The sequence below is a fragment of the Sphingobacterium sp. ML3W genome, assembly GCF_029542085.1.
Taxonomy (GTDB): domain Bacteria; phylum Bacteroidota; class Bacteroidia; order Sphingobacteriales; family Sphingobacteriaceae; genus Sphingobacterium.
In genome coordinates this window covers 5,995,850-6,017,957 of sequence record NZ_CP107036.1, presented here as the reverse complement: position 1 = coordinate 6,017,957, position 22,108 = coordinate 5,995,850, and the positions used below count along the sequence as shown (strand labels likewise).

General features: G+C 40.9%; 10 protein-coding genes. 3 read left to right on the top strand and 7 right to left on the bottom strand.

The window, feature by feature from the left end; all coding sequences use genetic code 11:
- Positions 1–284: 284 nt before the first annotated feature.
- Together OGI71_RS24880 and OGI71_RS24875 are read left to right on the top strand one after the other, a co-directional pair.
- On the top strand, positions 285–2,615 hold the full coding sequence (locus tag OGI71_RS24880; protein ID WP_282252792.1) for a TonB-dependent receptor: 2,331 nt from the start codon (positions 285–287) through the stop codon (positions 2,613–2,615).
- Entirely contained in the window at positions 2,616–3,797 is a 1,182-nt protein-coding gene (locus OGI71_RS24875) for a PepSY-associated TM helix domain-containing protein (RefSeq protein WP_282252791.1), read from the top strand.
- Positions 3,798–4,003: 206 nt separating this feature from the next.
- On the opposite strand, the gene OGI71_RS24870 is transcribed toward OGI71_RS24875, so the two are convergent.
- The 7 genes from OGI71_RS24870 to OGI71_RS24840 all read right to left on the bottom strand — a co-directional run bounded on the left by OGI71_RS24870 (position 4,004) and on the right by OGI71_RS24840 (position 18,676).
- Positions 4,004–5,497, bottom strand: coding sequence for a RagB/SusD family nutrient uptake outer membrane protein (locus tag OGI71_RS24870; protein WP_282252790.1), 1,494 nt, complete (start codon positions 5,495–5,497; stop codon positions 4,004–4,006).
- Positions 5,498–5,527: 30 nt separating this feature from the next.
- Entirely contained in the window at positions 5,528–8,635 is a 3,108-nt protein-coding gene (locus tag OGI71_RS24865) for a TonB-dependent receptor (RefSeq protein WP_282252789.1), read from the bottom strand.
- Between the two features lie 262 nt (positions 8,636–8,897).
- On the bottom strand, positions 8,898–9,623 hold the full coding sequence (locus OGI71_RS24860; protein ID WP_282252788.1) for a response regulator transcription factor: 726 nt from the start codon (positions 9,621–9,623) through the stop codon (positions 8,898–8,900).
- Between the two features lie 76 nt (positions 9,624–9,699).
- Positions 9,700–11,019 carry a RagB/SusD family nutrient uptake outer membrane protein gene (locus tag OGI71_RS24855; protein WP_282252787.1) on the bottom strand — a complete coding sequence of 440 codons (1,320 nt, stop codon included), beginning with the start codon at positions 11,017–11,019 and terminating at the stop codon, positions 9,700–9,702.
- A gap of 20 nt (positions 11,020–11,039) precedes the next feature.
- Positions 11,040–14,378, bottom strand: coding sequence for a SusC/RagA family TonB-linked outer membrane protein (locus OGI71_RS24850; RefSeq protein ID WP_282252786.1), 3,339 nt, complete (start codon positions 14,376–14,378; stop codon positions 11,040–11,042).
- A 34-nt stretch (positions 14,379–14,412) separates the two neighbouring features.
- Positions 14,413–17,016 carry a zinc-dependent metalloprotease gene (locus OGI71_RS24845; RefSeq protein WP_282252785.1) on the bottom strand — a complete coding sequence of 868 codons (2,604 nt, stop codon included), beginning with the start codon at positions 17,014–17,016 and terminating at the stop codon, positions 14,413–14,415.
- Between the two features lie 310 nt (positions 17,017–17,326).
- Positions 17,327–18,676: a histidine kinase gene (locus OGI71_RS24840; protein WP_282252784.1), complete on the bottom strand. Its 1,350-nt coding sequence runs from the start codon at positions 18,674–18,676 to the stop codon at positions 17,327–17,329.
- A 178-nt stretch (positions 18,677–18,854) separates the two neighbouring features.
- Between OGI71_RS24840 and OGI71_RS24835 the strand changes: the two genes are divergently transcribed.
- On the top strand, positions 18,855–22,025 hold the full coding sequence (locus tag OGI71_RS24835) for an AsmA-like C-terminal region-containing protein (RefSeq protein WP_282252783.1): 3,171 nt from the start codon (positions 18,855–18,857) through the stop codon (positions 22,023–22,025).
- Positions 22,026–22,108: the final 83 nt, after the last annotated feature.

Genomic DNA, 22,108 nt, shown 5'->3' with positions numbered 1-22,108 from the left:
ATATGTACTCAAAATAAAGAAAATAAAACGAGTAGCTTAACAACATCGAATAGATTTTCTGTTACAGCCCCTATACGATGGCAAAACATTCCTCTATTCCTTAATATTCATGGTGATCAAGAAAGCCCCCTCCAAATTGTATTCCTATTTATAGTTGGTGATTTTTTGAATGAGACAACCGCTATATGAGCATATTAAGCGAAAAAAATAGCAGTTCTTTTTGATGAAGAAAAATTAAATATTCTATATTTGCATCAATTTATATTTGATCTAAATAAACTACCATGAAGAATAGAACACGATATATGATGTTCGCAGCAGGAACCCTTGTCCTTCTCGGGACTCAGTTACATGCACAAGAGTTATCTATCCTCGTAAAAAACACAGAAAATCAACCTGTGGCTCAAGCCAATATCAAACTCAATGGGAAAAACATTGGTTACTCAAATCAGCAGGGGCAATTTAATCTCCCTAAAGCACCGACAAATACCCTGCTTCAATTTCGTGTTTCATATACCGGTTTCTCAGCCCTTGAAAAAATGGTGAGTTTAGACACAGTCAGCGGTCCTATCCTATTTCAATTAAATCCAGCACAGACTTTAGACGAAATTATTGTTACCGCTGGTCGTAAAGCTGAAAGTATCTCTACAGTGCCTTCGTCGGTATCTATTTTAACAACAAAAGAGATCGAAGCACAGAGCCAGATCAGCACTAATCTTTCAACCATACTTGGCAATACAATTCCAGGACTGGGTACAGCTACCAATAAAGCAACCAATTCAGGTCAGACTTTACGCGGGCGATCTGTACTGGTTTTAATAGATGGGATCCCACAATCTACACCATTAATGAATGGACAGCGCGATCTACGCACCATCGATCCAAGTGTTATTGAACGCGTGGAAGTTATTAAAGGAGCAACCTCCATCTATGGAAATGGCTCAGCTGGCGGGATTATCAACTACATCACGCGCAATCCAGCAAAAGATTCAGCTCCTATCCAAGGAATTACCAGCTTGAGGACAACCTTCAATCCTATAAACAGTGCCGGAACATTGGGCTATCGTGCCGCCCAAACACTATATGGCCGAAAAAACAACTGGGATTACACCGTCAGCGGATCGGCGGATTATGTGGGGCTTCAACGCGATGGTAATGGAACAGCGCTTGGTCAGACGGATGGTCTTTCAAATACCTATCAATACAATGCATTCTTCAAACTTGGTTACGCCATCGATAACAGCTCCAATCTGTCCGCTGTATATAATTTTTATCGAAGCAACCAGCACAACAGATACATCAGTCAGACGGGTATCTACGGACAATCCCCGACCATCGGAGTAAAAGGAGATGACCCTGGCAAACCTGCCGGTACGCCATACAACCACAATGCGATGCTGACTTATACGAAAAATAATCTTTTTGCCTCCACTTCTCTCGTTGCATCGGCTTATTACAACACCTTTCGATCCATGAATCGTTATGTTGAAAAAGCATCGGCATGGTATGGTCCTGGTCAAACACAGATCAACTCTGAAAAAAAAGGATTGCGTATCAATCTCAACACGCCTTTTCAAGTATTTGGCTCTAACGCGGATGTCACTTATGGACTTGATCTCCTGAATGACGTCACGGATCAAAACCTGACGGACGGTAGGGTCTATATTCCTTATATGAATATGCTCAATGTGGCACCTTATGCACAAGTAAAGATTGATTTCCTAGAAAATCTAATTTTCAAAGGTGGAGTCCGCTATGAAAACGCAACCGTCAAAATAAAAGATTTCAACACCATTGCTACTGGACCGGAAAACGCGGGTAGCATCGCTGTTAAAGGCGGCGAAATACCTTATAAAGGGGCTACATTCAATGCCGGTCTCCGTTATAACAAATATTCGTTCTTTAACCCCTTCATAAGCTTTTCACAAGGATTTGCTATCAATGAACTTGGCCGTATTGTCCGCAGGGCAACCGACAACGACCTGGATAGTCTAAAAACAGATCCCATCATCACCAATAACTATGAAATAGGGTTTTCTAGCAACTACAGTATTTTCCAATTATCTGGCTCCTACTATTATAGTACTTCAAAAATGGGGGTAGAACTGGTCGACATTGGTGGTTACCTAATGCCGCAACGCCTACCAGAAGATGTCTATGGATATGAAATAGCCCTCAGTGCAAATATTAGCCCGCAACTGACTGTAGGAGGAACTTATGCATATGTCGAGGGAAAATCGAAAAAAGAAGACGGCACGAAATCCTACCTCAATGGCTCACGTATCGCTCCAATCAAAGCGACGGGATATATCTATTATACGCCGATCAAACCATTGACCTTTCAATTATTCTGGGTGCATACGGGCACGCGCGATCGTTTCCTGCCTAACGAAAAAGGTGTTTATAAAAATAGCGAGGGACCTGTTAGACCAGTAGATCTTTTTAACTTGAATGGCAATTATCAGATCAACAAACAATGGTCATTGGGACTAGGCGTCGAAAATCTTTTCAATAAGAACTACTATCCGGTTGTAAGTCAATACCGTGCACTAAATGAGGAATATGTAAGAGGTCAGGGAATGATGGCTTCCTTTAATATCAATTACAAATTTTAGATGATCAAGTCGAGCATACTTTGGCTACATAAATGGCTCGGGATAATCACCGGTGTCATTGTACTCATTTTAAGTATAACAGGATGTATATATACCTTTCAGGATGAGCTCAAACTATGGGCTTATCCCGAAAAGTATTTTATAGCGCCTGTTGACAGCTCCTTAGATCCACTCCCTTTAAGCACCTTACTAAACAATGCGCAAAGTAACCTGGAAAACGGGCAGAAAATCTCTCGTGTAGACCTCTATCCAGCAAAAGATCGAACCTGGGTATTTCGTGCCATGAAAACAGATGAGACAGCCTTTGGCCATTGGAATTACTTTCGCTATTATAAAAGGGTGTTCATTAATCCTTATACCGGTAAGGTGCAACAGGTTGAAAACACAAAGACAGAATTTTTTCAACTGGTATTACAACTCCATCTCAATTTGTTGCTGGGGAAAAAATATGGTCATGCCTTAGTCAGTTGGTCTACGGCCCTATTTATTGTCATTCTATTGAGCGGGATCGTATTGTGGTGGCCGAAACAATGGAAGGGAAAAAATCTCCGCAGGAGCTTTTGGATAGACACGAAGGTTAAATGGAAACGGTTAAATCACGATCTGCACAATGTGATTGGCTTCTATAGCCTTTTTATTGCACTGGCTTTTGCGATTACAGGTTTGGCATTTGCATTTCCGGGATTCAAAAAGACCTATATCGCTACATTTAATCTTTTTCAACAGGAAGCGGCATCTACAGCTCTACTGGTCCCAACACCAATCCCCTTGGCTTATGAAAAATTTCAGGACAATGCACTGCACTATAGTCTCAAAAATTATCCGCAGGCCGAAATGCTTTCCATCCGGTTGAAAAAAGAAACAGAGCAAGAAGTCGATATTCAAATCAGAAGGTACGAAAAACGAAGCGGTGTCTTTAACTGGCTATATTTTGACAGAAAAGAGGCCAGTTTAAAACAAATCAAAACCGGTGACAACTTACGGTTTGGAGATAAACTTGGATCGCTCAATTATGACATCCACACCGGCAGTATTGGTGGCTTTGGAACAAAGATTATTGCTTTTATCGCCAGTCTTTTTTGTGCTTCCCTGCCAATCACAGGTTATATTATCTGGGTGAACAAAAGCAAGAAGGCAAAGAAAAAGAAGGGTTATCAACATAATGTTAATAAGTACTGTTAATAACAGCATCTTTTATCCTAAACATGTTATTAACACAGTTATTAACATAATGTGGAAAAGTAAGCACAAAGGACTTTACTATTTGTAAAAGAACAAAACGCTTCTATAACGGCTCCAAATAGATACTCCGAAATTTATTCATAAAAAAACAGGCATATCTTTATATGCCTGTTTTTTTATGAATAATCCAACAATGAGTTAACTTCTTACAAATTTGGATTCTGTTCGTATTCTGTATTGGGAATAGCAAATAGATAATATGGACTATTATTCACAAAGTTAGAACCGTCAGAGAATTTGATCACCCGATGGCCTTGTCCATCGACCAATTTTGTTTTCCCTTCTTCGTCAACAACCTGCACCTGTATCGGTTCTCCTTTATCATTTAAAAAAGCCTTTCGTGTAACCTTACCTTGGGTACGAATAATATCAGATAATGCAAACCCCTCGCCCCAAAGCTCTTTTCTACGTTCTACTAGAATTTCTGCAATTAGTGTTGCACCATCTCTCCCTTCAAATAACTTGGCGTTACGTGCCTTTCGCAATTTATTCAGCGCAGCTACTGCTTTATCAACCTCACCTGCACGTGCATAAGCCTCTGCTGCAATCAGCAACATTTCAGCCGAACGCATATACACAATATCCCCTATTTGATTCGTCTTCATTTTAAACTTCTTGTAGCGCAAAAATCCTTCACGGCCTTTTAAACCATCCCATTCAAACAAGGCATAGCGGACATCATCTTTATCAAATAGATCCTTAAAATATGGATCAGCCATAAAACTATAATAATAAGAGGCTGAAGAAGAAACATCTATATAATGAAACGTATAACTAGCTGTATTCTGCTCAGTAGTTTGCAGATGTCCCCAGAGCCATTCTGAATTTTGTGCGTCATTAAACCCAGCCTGATAATCCGAAGCGCTCATTAGATTATGCGCAGCTCCCGCTTTAGTTGCATATTCGGCAGCTAATTTCCATTCCCCGATCTGTAGATATGTCCTGGCGAGAAGACCATAAACAACATCTATACTAATCTGATATTTTTCCACTTTAGTTGCCGATGCCAATAAAACTTCGCTATCTTTTAGATCTTTCACAATAAGCTGGTACAACTCCTCTAAACTAGCTCTTGGTTTACCTTTCGTTTGCAGGGTGCTAGGTTCGATATAAATCGGGACAGCCTTCGCATTCTTGTCTTTTAAATAGCTAAATTGATAGAATGAAGCCAGATTAAGATAAATAAATGCACGCAATGCTTTTGCCTGTCCTTTCAGAAAGTTTTTATCCGCGATATCGCCAGTTACCCCATCCACTTTCGCGATTACATTATTGGTATTATCAATTACTTTATAAAATAAGGTCCAAAAAGATGATACCCGGTAAGACCGGCGGTTATCTAACTCTGTAAAACCATAGGCGTCGCGATAACCGTATTTGGTTGTCACTGCCACATCGCTTCCCATGGCATCACTTGTACGCATTACAGATGTATAACCTGGATTTGCAAAGGTAAAATAGGTATCATTTAAATATTTCCAGGTACCATTTACAACCGTTGCAACACCACGTGTATCTTTATAAATCTGTTCTTCTGTCACTGATGTCGTAGGGACAGTATCTAGTTTATCCTTACAGGAAGTAGTGACGGAGGAAAGCCCTAAAAGAATATAAATAAGTTTTATTTTCGTAATTTTCATATTATTATTTACTTTAAATATTCGACTGATTTAAAACACAAGCTGTACACCACCTGAAATTGTACGCATTGCCGGATAACGGAAATATGTCGTACCATTTACTGTCTGCTCAGGGTCCATACCCTTGTGTCCATAAAATGTCAATAGATTCTCAGCTGTAGCAAAAACGCGTATTTTATCGATATGGATACGCTGCAATAAAGTCGAAGGAAGACTGTAGCCCAAGCTCACATTTTTAATCCGCGCATAGGTTCCACTATACAAAAAGCGTGTAGACGCCGAAGTCCAGTTAGTGACATCTGTTGTTAGTTTAGGCACATCTGTCTGCGTATTCTCAGGTGTCCAACGGTTCAATATCTCCTTTGACCAGGCGCGACCGACATTATTACCATTGTGCATCAATTGAATATAATCATTATCCAGTATTTGTCCTCCAAGGCTAAAGCTAAGCAACGCGGACAGGTCAAAATTCTTATAAGTAAAACTATTCTGCACCCCGCCTACAAGATCCGGAAGCGAACTACCTGCGACAAAGCTACCTGCATCACTATACTTGGAAGTTTTCTGCCCCGTATTATTTCCATCTTTATCAGCAATATACCACTGCGGCAAACCATTTTCCGGATTCACACCTGCCCATTCTGGCATATAAAAATCAAATACACTGCCCCCAACGCGTAGAATTTTTGTTCCACTTATAATTGATTTGGTATTATCAGGAAGAGAGGTTATTTTGTTTTTGTAATGGGAGAAATTGATATCCAAATTCCATTTAAAATTATCATTTTTAACAGGAACAGTACGGATATCCACGTCGATACCTGTATTTTTCACTGCTCCTATATTTGCATCATAACCAATATAACCGGTAGATGCTGCCATTGGCATTGTAAATAACAAATCTTTACTTCTTCTATCAAAATACTCCACTGTTAACGAGACGCGGTCCTGGAAAGCCGAAACGTCCACACCCACATTTAAATTCAGATTAGTTTCCCATTTTAAATCTGGAGTAGCCAATCTACCAGTATATGTACCGCCTTTCCCAAGACTATTGGCAATCGTATACAGCCCCTGGTACGCAAAATAAGTTCCCAGATTATCATTTCCTTGGCCACCATAACTCGCCCGAAGTGTCAGCTGACTAAGCACACTGTTATCCTTTAAGAAATCTTCCTGTTTCAATTTCCAAGAGCCACCAACGGACCAAAATGTTCCCCAGCGTTTATCTGGGCTAAATCGGGATGACCCATCTGTCCGTAATGATCCGGAGAAATAATATTTATTGTCGTAATTATATTCTAAGCGCCCCAGAAAGCTCAATAGTTTATAATCAACACTCGAACCTGTAAAACCATCAAGCTGCGACGCAGCAACCGGTTCGTAGAATCCCGGCAATACAAAATAACTCCGGTTACCACTGATATTGCTACTATTAAAAGCATAGTATTCCTGCCCAGCTAATACATTAAGATGATGCAAGCCAAATTGCTTTTCATAAGTTAATATATTATTCCATGTCTGTCCCACTGTCCGTACACTCGACCGTGCTACTGTACCAAAGGTTTCAGCGCTAAATCCCAAGAGAGGGTTCTCATAGTCATGCGTATTGGAATTGATATAATCAAGACTGTATGTAGATTTCAGTTTCAGATTCGTTGTCAGCAAAGCTTCCAAATACGCGCGTGCCGAAATATTCTCTCTACGAATATCATTTTTATCCAAGGGCAAAGTTGCCGCTAAATTATTACGGGGAGAAGCCGCACTTGGTCTATACGCACCAAAATCATACACTCTTTTCCCATTTTCCTCTACATAAGATCCATCATCATTACGTTCATAATAGGGATAAAAAGAGGGAACCAACCGTGAAAAATTAATGATATTAGCGGTATTGCTATCTTCTGATTGTGGATATTTTTGAAATGTACTACTTCCGCCAACATTAACACCGGCGTTTAGCCAGGACTTGACTTTACTATCGATATTCGCCCGCAAATTATATCGTTTAAATCCCGATTCAATAGCCATGCCCTGATCATTAAGATATCCGCCCGAAATATAATAGGTACTTTTTTCACTTCCACCACTAAAGCTCAAATCCCCTTGTGTACGTACACCAGTTCGCTGCAACACATCTTTCCAGGGATCATCCCATAAGGTTTTAGCACCTGAAACCAGCTTACCATCCACACCCACTGGTTGTGGAAATTGGCTACCATAAGGATTTTTCTTCAAATCAACCAGCAAAGTCCTGCTTGCATTCGTAGCAGCCTGCGCAGCATTCAAGCCATTGCTTAAATTTTTATTACGCAATGCCTCCCAATACAACTGGAAGTATTCGTCTGTCGTTACTTGTTCATAATCCTTAACAGCACGACCTGAATAACCCTGTGTAAAATTGAGGTTGATCTTTGTATCACCTGATGTTTTACCAGATTTGGTTGTAATAATAATTACACCATTCGCTCCTCTGGATCCATAAAGCGCACTGGAAGCGGCATCCTTTAGTACCGATATGGACTGAATATCGTTCGGATTAATAGAATTGATATCCCCTGCGTAAGGATTACCATCCAAAACAATCAGTGGTGAACTTGATGCATTAATAGAACCAATCCCACGAATACGTATTGTTGCATCTGTTCCGGGCTGACCAGATGAAGCAACAGATTGCAACCCCGGAACTTGCCCCTCTAACGCTTTCGAAATACTTGACACCTGTCTATTCTCTATTGCTTTACTGCTGACCGTACTTACTGACCCCGTGATATTTGTACGTTTAGAAGTACCATACGCCACTACGACCACCTCTTCCAAATCTGTACTTGATGGTTTCAAAGCCAAAGAGATTGTACTTCCCGTGGCTCTCAGTTGTTGCGATTCGTAGCCTATAAAAGAAAACTCCAGGAACGGGTCATCTTTACCTGTGATACTGATCGTAAACTCCCCGTTAGCGTTAGTCAGCGTCGATTTATTTTGATCAGATACCCGCACACTAACGCCAGGAAGTACCTGCCCGGTATTGGCATCGGTCACTTTCCCCTGAATGGAACGTTGCTGTGCATACAGTTTATTCATACTGGCACTAGACAGCGCTAATGCTACAATAGGAATGTATTTGAATGTTGAGTGCATATGAAGGATATTTAATAAATGAGTTAAGTATAATAAATATATAGAAAATAAATAAATTAAATGTAATTATTTTACCAAAAAAGGTGGTAAAACTTACCGTGTTTAAAAATCTACTAAATTGATAGATTTTATTAGATCGCAAATATAATACAATCTATACTAATTTACTATACATTTTTATAAAAAAATAAATTAATGAAAATCAACCAATTACAAAAACAACTCATGACAATAAGTTGATAGTAAGCAAGCTAACAAACAGCTATTGATCCAGCCAACGCTGAAAATTTGGAGAACGCTCTTCGCTAACTATAACATCAATCCCCTTTGGAGTTTGGGGAATTAGTTCCAATTTAATTCTATTCCGACTTATTTTTAACATAGACTGAATGGAATCAACACGAATAAGAAATTTCCGATTAATTTGAAAAAAAACGAATGGATCTACCTGAGTCACCAAGTGGATAAGACTATCTTCAATAATATAGGCTACACCTGACTCTTTTTCCACCGCATACAGTTCTTTATCTTCTGCCATAAAGTAGGCAATATCAGTAATCGCCAAGGACTTTAAGAAGTTGCCATACTTCACCAGAAAGCGCTGCTTTAGACGCAACTCTGTTTTGGGCAACAGCGGCTCGATACGTTTCATGGCTTGTGCCAACTCTTCGCTATCGAAAGGTTTTAACAGATAGGCATAACCTTGATTCTGGAAAGCTTCCAAGGCATATTGTTCGTAAGCCGTCGTAAAAATAAGTGGTACATCAATAGACACCTGCTTAAATATTTCGAAACTCAGTCCATCCATCAGATGGATATCCATAAAAATCAGGTCAAAATGATGTTTATTGATGGCCTTCACCGCTTCTTGAATCTCCTTTGCATTGGTAAAGGTCAATGTGCTGTCCCCATAAAGGTCTGTCAACATCTCCTTTAAGCCTACAAAAGCCCAATCTTCGTCTTCGACAATCAATATATTCCATCCCATGGGTTGAATGTAATAAAAAATCCATTTCCTAAGAAAGAAAATGGATTAATATATAAAGGATTAAAAAAAATTGACCTTATTTCAATAGATCGGGGTTATTATTGATCGCTTCCTGTGGATAACGGATCACATACCGCGGATCGTTTTGCTGCAAAGTCATTGTTCTCCCAAAACTAGTATGTGTTATGGCTGGTCTTGTCGTACGCTTTAAATCATACCAACGTAAACCCTCCAGCGCAAGTTCACGTTTGCGTTCAAGCAACACTGCATCCAGCAATTGTTCTTTGGACAAACTCGCGTCAGCTTTGGTTTCTTTGGCGTAAGCATCGACCGTAAACCTGTTTTTCTTTAGTGCGGTCAGATATTTTAAAGCTTCCGCTGTATTGCCCAGACGAGCATAACATTCAGCCACGGTCAGATAAAGATCTGCATTTCTGAAGCTCACGTTGAAACGGTTTTCTCCACCTTTAAGGGAAACATAGTCAGCACCCCTTTTTTGGAAGTAACGACCCTTTCTCAAATCACCTTCTGAATAAGACGATAATAAAGCGGGCGAAATAAATGAACTTGAACGTACTTCTGGAATGGATACTTTCTCCAGCGCCATAATCGTCTCTTCTGATTCAAAATCATTCGGCAACTTACTTCCTGTAGCGTTTAGGTCAACTAATTTATTATTTATCGCCAACGCTTTTTGAGCAGCTTCAGCTGCCACTTGCCATTCGCCACGATACAAATGGAGACGCGATTCCATCGCGTAAGCACCACGTTTGCTAAAGCGGTAATTGACACCCTTGGCCTGATCCTCTACCGTAAGCAGTGCCGTTCCCTTTTCCATATCTGATAACACCTGCGCATACGATTCACCTAGGGTTGCAGGAACAAACCGTTGTTCCAGATCAATTTTCGTGGACAACGGAACACCACGGAGCCCCACATTGCTTGCGGCATAGACCTCGCTATAGAGATTTAACAGTTCAAAATGTGCATAAGCGCGCATGAGATAGGCTTCCCCTTTAATCTGATCCACCGTTGCGTTGCTTGTCAATTTCTCATCGATGGTACTGATGATCTGATTGGTATAAAAAATACTCTTGTAAAAAGCCAGATAAGGATACGCGGTAGTTGTTGGATCGGGATTCTGGTCATTCCACAGGTAGATATCTTTGGTCCTCGCCGCATCGGTCGAACTTTCGTCCAGAAGTAATTCATCCGTACGTAAGGACAGATAAGATTTATGGGCAGGGAAACCAGTATAGCTGCTTGTCATTAAGCCTCTAAAATCACTTTCCGAAGCTGGGATCACAGTACCTACAGGTTTTATATCTAAATATTTATTGCAGGATGTCAATGCACTAGCAGTCATGATCATTCCAAAATAAATTATTTTTCTCATGTTATAGTCAATTAAAAGAATTAAAAACTTGCTGAAAGACCAAAGGCAAAAGATTTGCTGATTGGTTGTGCATAATAGCCGCCGTAGGTCTCCGGGTCAAAGTATCCTTCGTAATTCGCGCCGAAAACAAATAGGTTGCGTCCTTCAACGTTGAAACGCAAATTACTTGCGCCAATTTTTTTACTCACCGCTGCCGGGAGCGTATAACCTAAACGAATGCTATTAATACGGACATAACTCATTTTCTTGGCCCAGATATCATACTGATTAAATGAATTGATTGGGTCATTGCTTTCCATCCAGCCATAGGCCATCCAACGCTCATTTAATTCCGAACTGATACTTCCCAATGCCGGCAACGCAGCTTTGCCCTGTAGGGCCGCCAACAGATCCTTCGTATAATTTTGCCCACGATCTACTTTAGCTGGATTATAAGTCGGTGTACGGCTTACCCAACGCTCTAAATTGAACACAGCTGAAATTGCCAGATCAAAATTCGCATACCGGAAACGGTTGGTCATACCACCAATAAACTTCGGATCCTTGCTGCCCAAATATTTAAATTTGGAACGATAGGTGGCAGCTGTCATGTCTGTTTGAGACATATATCCTGGCAAGAAATCTGCCCAAGGATCATATAAGCCGTAAAATTCTTCAAAGCTCGAAACTGATCCATCCTGATTTCTGAACTGCATCACACCGTCTTTATCCAATCCCGCCGTTTCCAGTACATATAGCCCATTGATCGGACGGCCTTCCTGTGTATCTGGCGCATAGGCTTTGGGATTATTCATGACCTTCAATAATTTATTATTATTGTGTGCAATATTAAAATCCGTCGACCAGGAGAATTTTTCGGTCTGAATCTGACGGCTCGAGATCGTCAACTCCACTCCCTGATTTCGCGCTGAAGCCCAGTTGACCTGAACGTCCTGGAAGCCATTTTCCATAGGTAATGCGCTATTTGCAATAAGGTCTGTGCTTGTTCTATTGTAGTAATCAACCGTGATATTCAGTCGATTTTTCCATAGACCTAAGTCAATCCCCGCATTATAAGATTTTGTGCGTTCCCAGCGTAATTTATCATTTGCAGGCATATCAACCACAACTGAGCCTTCAGGATAACCTGGAAGTATAGTCGAATTTTCGTACTTTCCAACAATAAACGGATAGGTATTGCGATCCACATTCCCCTGAATACCATACGAGGCACGCACACGGAGATCAGACAAGACTGTTTTTCCCTTGATGAATTCCTCCTCCAGCACATTCCATGATCCAGACAAAGACCAGATCGGCAAGAAACGATACTTCGGATCTACCCCGAACATATTGGACCCATCATAACGTATGCTACCGTACACATTGTACTTGCGGTCAAATGTATAGGTCGCATTCCCGTAGAAGGAGGCGTAGGAGTTTTCGATCAATCCTTTTTTATATTGCACAAATCTAGCGTCATCCTGATAGTTGCTGTTCGGAAAAACAATATTCTGTGTTGTCAACGTTGCCGGATTATATCCAAAACCTTTGGTCGCGGTCATTTTATTTGTACTGCGACGCAGTTCTGTTCCGCCCATCAGTTCCAGCTCATGCTTATCATTCCAGGTTTTAGCGTACTTGAGGTAAGTTTTCCAGTTGTATTGGAAGACACTGTTGTTTGTATTTTCGATCTTACCTCCTGTTGGCAAAAAGTATTTGTACGTTTTCGTTGTCGAATCATAATACCTTGTTGCAGCGCGCAATTTACGGGTATTATAGCTTTCCTGATCGGCAAATCTTTCCGTGCTATTTTCGTCAAACTGCAAGCCAAATTCGCTGCGTAAAGACAATTGCGGAATAATGGTATACTCCAGGTAACCAATGGCCTTTAAAGCTTTGTTTGTTAATGCATATCTGGTATTTTCCCGTTCTTCTACGGCGTTAAAAGGAATATAAGTATCTTTTTCATAGCCTTCGATATCCGGATCATAATTATACTTACCCGATTGGTCACGTACGGTCAAATAAGGATTGACCAAGCGCATATAGTTACTTGGATTGGTAAATGCGTCATCATCCTGGATCGGATTCTGTCTATTTGAAACTGACCCCAATAGATTGATTCCCGCTTTAAACCGGTCATTGATATTGAAATCATTATTTAGCGTCAATGAATAACGACGTAGATCCGTTCCTTTTGTTGCTCCTTTCTCATCGTAAAATCCACTTGACAAGTAGTAACGATGCCCATCATTTCCCCCGGAGATTGATGCTGAATACTGTTGGTTTAGGGCCTGCCGATAAAGTTCTTTTCCCCAGTCCGTTTGCTGTAAACGCAATTGATTGATGGATTGCTGTATCTCTGGCGATAAAGCAGCTAATCCACCGGAGCGATAAGCATCCAGTGCGTTTGCTTTGTCCAGGATACGCATCACCGCTCCCTTGTCCGTCCGGTAATTTAAATCGGTCCGGTTAGCCATCAGCAGCTCAAAGTCTACTTTCTCATTGGCATTCATCAGGTTGAGATGACTAAAATCAGGGCGTTCCGTCACAAAGGTATTCGCTGAGACCTGCAATTTTGCCGGTCCGGGTTTACCACGTTTTGTTGTAATAACGATGACACCATTTGCAGCACGTGCACCATAAATCGAAGTTGCTGCTGCATCTTTTAATACGGTGATATCTGCAATATCATCGGGATTGATTCCTGCGATCGGAAGATTATTCAGACTATTCAGGTTATCCTTATCAATTCGATTCGGCAATTCTGTCCCTTCTATGGGTAATCCATCAATAACCCACAATGGATCCTGTGTACCATTGAGTGATACCGTACCGCGGATACGGATCTGCGGAGCACTATTGGGGCCACCGTTAAAATTACTCAACTGTAGACCAGCCACCTGCCCCGCCAGCATTTCATCAATAGATGCAACACCTGTCTGCTTGATGTCAGCGACATTAATTTTATTATATGCTGTTGTATTTTTACGTTTTTTGATGTCGGTATACCCTGTTACGATTACTTCATCCAGTGATTCACCACTCGGTTGCAGCAAAATCGTCTTGTGATCCTGAAATACCGGTACTTGAATACGTTGGTATCCCACATAACTAATGGTTACGTATTTTAAGTTTCCCGGAATTTTTAGGCGAAATTCGCCTGATGCATCAGTTAATGAACCCAATGCAGACTGTTGCACCTGATTGGGTACACCGATGTCTTCGGCTACTGCCGAACTTTCGACTACAACCGTCGCCCCCACGACTGGCTTTAATGTGACCGCATCCAGTACCTTTCCTTTCAGCTCCTTGGATTCCTGTGCATGTGCCATCTGCACACACATGAAGGTCAGCGGTATTAAAAACTTATTCATTTTGGTAGATGTTGATATAATAGATGTTAATATATTAGTTCAATTCTAGGGTATTTGCAATACGCAATTGCAGATCCATATAGTGTGCTTTTGTTGTGGCGTCTCCAGTCCGTTGTTTCTGTTTCAACAATTGGTATATCTCATACAATTCAGCACGTTTATACGTCAGCATATCCGATGTACGGATCATTCCCGTTACATGTACATTACGTAAACCCGTTTGAGCAGAAGCTGTATGATGCGGATGCAAGCACAAATTAGGCTGAGTTCCTTCGATCAATTGTTCGACACCTGCTAATTTCTTGGCATTTAATTTTTCCATGGACTTATTCGTAGAAACCATCAGTACATCCACGTAATTCTGTTGCAACATGCGTGTTTTAAGATCCAACGCCTGTCCACTGAGCGTTTTTGCAAAAATCTCTTTGCGTACCGATGCCAAAAATGCAGGTGCACTCCAGGCCTTCTTGTCGCCAAAGAGGTTCTCCATTTCGACCATACGCAATAGACGCTCATCGTTGACCAATTTGTAGAGCATGGCATATTGAAATTCGCGCTGTAGATTATAAGGTGCATATTCAAACGGTCCCATAGGTGAATCTCTTAAAGGGAAAGTTTTCGCCATCAGTTCCGGAACAAATAACCACTCCGGCATATAAAACACATTTTTCTTTAAATATTCCAGCGCAGCTACCTGTTTCTCTTTGGGTACTGGGCTATATGCATTTTTTTGGTCGCCCAAAACAGCATTTTCAAGATAAATACCACCAATATTATTGAGCACATGGTCAGCGTAAGCATACCATTGACCAACGACACCCATGTATAATTTACCGGCACGATAATAGTCATCCCCCGTATTTGTGGTCCAGTTGATGATATTCGGCATCATGCGACGCAAATTTTTCATCCCATATTCACCAGCTTTCATTGCATCATCACCCAGATCTTCGGATTGTGCCCTTGGGTCCACAATATTTTTGGAATCTTGTTGTTCACCGTAATGATAAATCGGGTCATGTACATGGGCATCAATTTCTTTCCGCAACAAAGGTATTTCATCCCAAGGCTGCGGCTTGCCGTACCAGCGGTAAGCCCATCCAATAGCATATTTGTCATAGGTTCCGATCACGGGTGTAATCTGTTCAACACCATCTTCAGGTTGCGCCACGTAGTTGAAGCGCGCATAATCCATGATCGATGGTGCCGTACCGCCCATTTTTGCGGTAAAGCTTTTGCTACGGAGTGAATCTACCGGAAAACTTGCCGACGAACCCATATTGTGCATCAGACCCAAAGTATGTCCAATCTCATGCGAAGAAACAAAACGAATAGCATGGGCCATTTTTTCGTCCGAGAATACATTCGATCGCACTGAAGTATCCACGATACCTGTTTGTATCCGCATCCAGCTATTTAGGATCGTCATCACGTTATGCCACCAGATAACATCCGCCTCCAAAATTTCTCCGGAGCGAGGATCCACTACAGATGGTCCCATTGCATTGGCCTGCGCTGACGCAGCGTATACAATAGAAGATACATTTGCATCATCTGGATCAAATTTGATACTATCCGGTTGTTGTTTTGCCAAAATCGCGTTTTTAAAACCTGCTACCTCAAATGCTTCCTGCCAGTCATGAACCCCATCGATGATGGCTTGTCGCCATTGTTTTGGCGTGGCCGGATCCAGATAAAAAACAATAGGTTTCTTCGGTTCTACCAATTCACCTTTCAGGTAACGAGCTTTGTCCTCATCTTTCGGTTCCAGTCGCCAACGGTTAACCAGATTTTTTTTATCCAGTTCCTGTTGTTTGTCGTTAAAGTACCAACGTGGCGATGTAAAAAAGCCAATACGGGGATCCGCAAAACGCGCCACCATAGGCGTTTCAGGCAGCTCATAAAGGTTACTTGTAACCTCTAATGAAACCGGCACCGATTCATTTCCTTCCGTTACTTTTGTTGACAACACCGACTTCACAACAATATTATTGGAATACGATTTAATTTCTTCGATCGCGGATATACTGGTTTTAGGAGAAGTACCTAAACCCAAAGAGGTGAAAACATCTGTAAAGCTCTTTTCCGATCCGTCAAACACTTTATTGACTTTGATCACCACAGCACTTGAGTCTTTTGAATAACTCTCGACTTTAAACGATTCGATGTAAGAAGGACGATAATTATCGTAGACTGATGCGGCAATCGCATCAGCTTTAGGCACTTCTACCTGAGGTTTAATCTCCGAAACCCATACTTCTTTCTTCTCTTTGCGCAGGGTAAATCGAATGACTTTATTTTCATAGTTCATTCCCTTATTTACACCAGCCTCATTCAGCGCCAAAGGAACGGAAGACAATTTTTGGATCAGGAGAATGTCCTGTCCCATTTTTTTCAATGGAATTTCAAAGTAATAACTATTTTCCTTTCGGATCACACCAAACATGCCGCTATCTACGCGCGCGTCTTTAAACAGTTTGTCATAGGCAATCGTCGTATCTTTCTTGGCGGTAGAATCTTTCGCAGAGGTAACAGTCTCTTTTTTTCGTAAACCTACAGTTTGCAATACAGAACAAGATTGCATGAGGCCTGCTGAAAACAAGAGGCTAAGGGCTAGCTTGGTATAAGTGTTGTTCATTTAGAATAATTATTTTTGAGTGCTGTTTTTCAATAGCATACATGCATTTGTTGCACCCCGTGTGTTTTTCAATGGCATCGAAGCGATCATCTACTCATGATAGGTCTCTTGTCAAGCGCTATTGAGCTGAAGATCATTTCATCCGAATAAGATTAGGTTAATCTTGCAATTAAATTCCTAGATCAGGAGCCAAATTTGTTAAAAATATTGTACAGAATCACCCCGAAAGGGACGAGCCCGCATTTCTAACGTATGAACACGTGCATCGAAACTATGAACACGTGCTTAACAGACTTGTCCCTATGCTATTTTAACGATCCAACAAGGGTAAGTTGACAAAAAAATATCCTTCTTCTGTTCCAAAGTCAAAGCCATCCAACGTATAGTGGGCATACATAGATACCAAGTAGTTAAGCCCATATCCTTCACCTTCCACCTCCGTCCCCTGTCGTGCCTGCCAATTGTTGCTTACTTTGATGATATTGGCATCCGATAGATAAACAATATGGATCTGAAGTGGATTTTCCGTCGAAATCCGTGTATGTTTGATCGCATTTTCAACCAGCATCTGCAGGGCCAGACGTGGTAGCTTCGCTCCCATCACATCCATTGGAATGGAGATCTCCATATCCTTCAACGCTATTCCAAAACGCACCTGCTGCAAAAAGAAATAAGCTTTTGCCAGTTCCAGTTCCTCTTGTAGCGAAGACCAGTCCGACTCGTCCGTACGCAGCATTTTACGATAGACCTTTGTCATCTTGCCAACGAATGACTTGGCCAGATCATTATCTTTACCGATGAGATATTGAAGTGAACCAAACGTGTTGAACAAAAAATGTGGATTGATCTGTTGCCGCAATTGAACTAGACGCATCTGCGTATATTCATTTTCCTGCTGTAAAGCCATTAATTTGAGCTGCTGAATTTTGCGCCGCTCCAACACATTAAAATAGATAAGTGCTATTGCTACAAGCATCAAACCAACACCAAGTAAAATACTATAGGTCATCACCTCCTGGACTTCCTCCTCAATAGTCAATAACAAGACGCTTACCCGAATTTCACCACCCACAAAAATAATGGAACAGGGGTAGGAAGTAACCATCACATCCAGCTTTAGGTAATCTGACTTGACGATCTTGCCCTGTGTAATAATATCACTATCCTTCGGGCGCCCCCATTTTCGATTTTCAGGTGAAACAATGCAGATCCCCTTATCACTATATATTTCAAAATAAGCCCTTCTTCCAAAATAGAGATTGGCGAAATAAGCATTTAATTTTTCAATATCGACATAGACATGGTATAAACGATGTTGTATTGTACGCGTTTTAAGCAGTATCCACATCCTATTATCGACACGGTCCAAGTGACTAGCCGGAATGAGGATAAGTAAGGAATCGCGACGGATATCCCCTGATGGTACGGCATCAACCAATCTTTTCTCAGACGTGTATAGCTCCTGTTGTAACAATTCCAGCTGCTTATTCACCAGCAACATGTTTTCATCGGCAAAATCTACCAATATTCTTTTATTCAGTCGATCTATTTTATGGTGGATAATACCGAGCAGCCCCCCACCTATCAACAGCAACAAAAGCAAACAGAAAATGAGGATGGTACTGTTTTTCTGTTCCGCATTTTTAAATCGAAAATTCACCCTGCAAAAATACAGGAAAATTTTCGAGCAATACAAAACTACCTGATAAGAAAGGACTTTGCCCACTCATTTGTCAATAAAAAATCACATATTTCTTTAGTAGTATCAAAATAAATCAGTCTATCAATGGACTTTAGCAATAATTTTCGGACTTTTGTAGCCACAAAAAAACAACACTGTGTCAAAAGCAACATTTCTAAAGCTTGCCAAACGAATCTCTATCGGGTTAGTAAGCTTCATAGCACTATTCATTCTTTGTATATTATCCATTCCCTACATCTTCGAAAAAGAAGTAAACGACAAAGTTAAGTCGTTGGCAAACGAGCATATCAATGGGGAACTCAACTATACAAAGGTCAGATTGACCTTCTTTGATCAATTCCCACTATTGACAGCGTCGATGGATGACGTGTTGTTAAAGGGCTCTGAGCCATTCAAAAAAGACACCTTGCTTGCCGCCAAACAAGTAAGCTTTGGAATTGACCTCATGAGCTTGCTCAAATCAAAAATCATTATTGACAAGTTTATCATTAACCAGGGGAAGATCAATATTTTGGTTGATTCCTTAGGTAACGCCAACTACAACATATACAAGTCTACACCAACAGATTCCACGAAGGCAAAAGATAATTCCGAGAGCAGTGCACTGGCCTTTCAGCTGATTAAATTTGAAAAGACCAATCTGCATTACGAAGACCAATCTATTCCACTGTGGATTGATGCAAAAGATCTGGACTACGAGGGTAAAGGTGATCTGATGTCGAATATCTTTGATTTGAATACCAGAGCCAAGATTGCCGCTTTTTCTTTTTCTTTTGACAATGAACTCTATGTCGACAAAAAATCAATTGATGCCAACTTATTGACGCGTATCAACACCGATAACTTATCATTTATCTTCGAACGAAATGATATCAAGATTAACCAACTACCAGTAAGATTCCGGGGCTTATTATCCTTTATATCGCACGGTTACCACCTGGACTTCAAGTTAAAATCCCAGGAGAGTACCCTGAGTGAATTGTTGTCACTGGTTCCCAATAGTTATGCATCATGGATAAAAGATCTATCGGTTAAGGGCACTTCCGAAGTATTTGTGAATTTAGTTGGTGACTATATTGTTGACAATAATGAGATGCCCGATTTATCCCTGGGATTGACCATCAACAACGGATATATGGCCTATAAACAATCCAATAATCCATTGACTGACTGGAACGCAAAATTAAAGATTGATCTTCCGGCATTAAATCCCGACTCGCTCCGGATTGACCTGAAACAATTTGACTTTAAAGTCGCATCAGGTTACTTCAACGCAAAAGGACAAATCGCAGGACTGCACCCTGTGACTGTACATGCTGACATGAAAAGCGACCTCGACCTGGGCATACTCTATTCTTCCTTACAATTCCCGGGTTTCACTTTGGGCGGACGATGGAATCTTGACGCAAAGATCGACGGAACCTATGCCAAAGCAACACGCAAGGTCGGACTTCAAAAACGCGAAGAGGAATATATTGCTTCCATACCGACATTTGATATTAAAAACACCCTAACAGACGGCCATTTCAAACTAGCTGATCTCCCAAAAGGACTTGAAAAGATCGCTTATCGTCTTGAAGCAAAAGATCCGGATGGAAAAATGAAAAGTGCGTCCATTTCTATTCACGATATCTCGATTCAAGCACTCAGCAACTATATTAAAGGTTATGTTTCGATAACAGATTTCAACAAAATTGCGGTACAGTCTGATCTCAAAGCCTTATTCAATTTGGCCGATATCAAAAGCTTCTACCCGATCAAAGATATCGAACTGGCAGGGCTGATCGATGTAAACCTCAATGCAAAAGGTTATGTTGATCTCAAACGGAATATTTTTCCAGAGACCAATACCTCCATTGTGATGAAAGATGGGTTTATCAAATCCAAGGAGTATCCTATTCCCATGGAAAATATACATATTGAAGCATTCGTAAATAGCGAGAAAGGATCTTTACGTGATTTGAGCGTCAAGATACTCCCCGTTTCATTTACCTTCGCCGGGGAACCATTTTTCCTGAATGCAGATCTGCGCAATTTCAATAACATCAACTATAATATTCAGTCCAAAGGAAAACTCAGCCTTGGTCCTATCTATAAGTTTTTTGCTTTGGACGGAACCAACGTCGATGGTTTTATCCATACAGATTTCAGTCTCAAAGGTCTCCAGAGCGATGCGACAAGTGGCCGTTATGCCAGACTCCACAATAGTGGACGCATCAACATCGGCAAGATCCAGGTACAGACAGATCTACTCCCTCAACCTATTGCGATCAAGAGTGGTGACTTTAGTTTCCATCAGGAGAAAATGAACTTTGACAGATTCCTGGTCAACTATGGTAGAAATTCGATCTCCATAAAAGGTTACATGAATAATATTATTAACTACCTAACGAATAACAATGCAGCTTTACAAGGACAGTTCACGCTCAATAGTAAAAAAATCACTGTAGACGATTTCATGGTTTTTGCGGATAATCCTTCCGCAGCACCCTCTTCTTCTGAGTCTGGTGTAGTCCTTTTGCCCAAAAATCTGGATGTACAGGTACTGGGCTTAGTCAACAATGTTTCTTACAACAATATGAACATCAAAGATTTCAAAGGAGATCTACGTTTCAAAGAAGGTAAACTGGAGCTCCACAGCACCACATTTGAACTCGCAGGATTAAAAGCAGCTATGAATGGAAGTTATAGACCAATAAATCCCCGTAGAGCCACATTCGACTATGCTGTAAAAGCGGACAGCTTTGATATTCAACGTGCCTATAAAGAAATTCCAATGTTCAGAGAGATGGTCACTGCCGCCAAAAACGCACATGGCCTTGTATCACTGGATTATAAATTAGGCGGTTTATTAAATGGTAATATGCAGCCTGTCATGCCCTCCATAGTCGGTGAGGGTAGCCTGACATTGAACCAGATTAAATTCAGGGGATTCAAATTACTGAATGGCATCAGCGAATCCACCTCAAAAGAAAAACTGAAAGACGGCGAAGTGAAAAAAGTCGTCATCAAATCCCATATCAAGAACAATGTCATGACCATCGAGCGTACCAAAATGAAGATGATGGGATTCAGACCACGATTTGAAGGCCAGGTTACATTAGATGGACGGATGAATCTAGGGTTCAGACTTGGACTGCCTCCATTTGGAATCTTCGGAATACCGATGCGCATCACCGGTACTGCCGATAATTTTCAACTTAAAATGGGAAAATACAAAGAGGAGGACCTCGATATGGACATGGACGATGAGGATAGCAAAGTATACAAAGAATCCCAAAAAGAAAAAACAGAGGCTTCAAAATAAGTTGCGCTTCGGATAAATATAGCCCCCTATCACTGATCTTGTTTAATGAAATAATATCAGTGATAGGGGGCTACGCATTTACA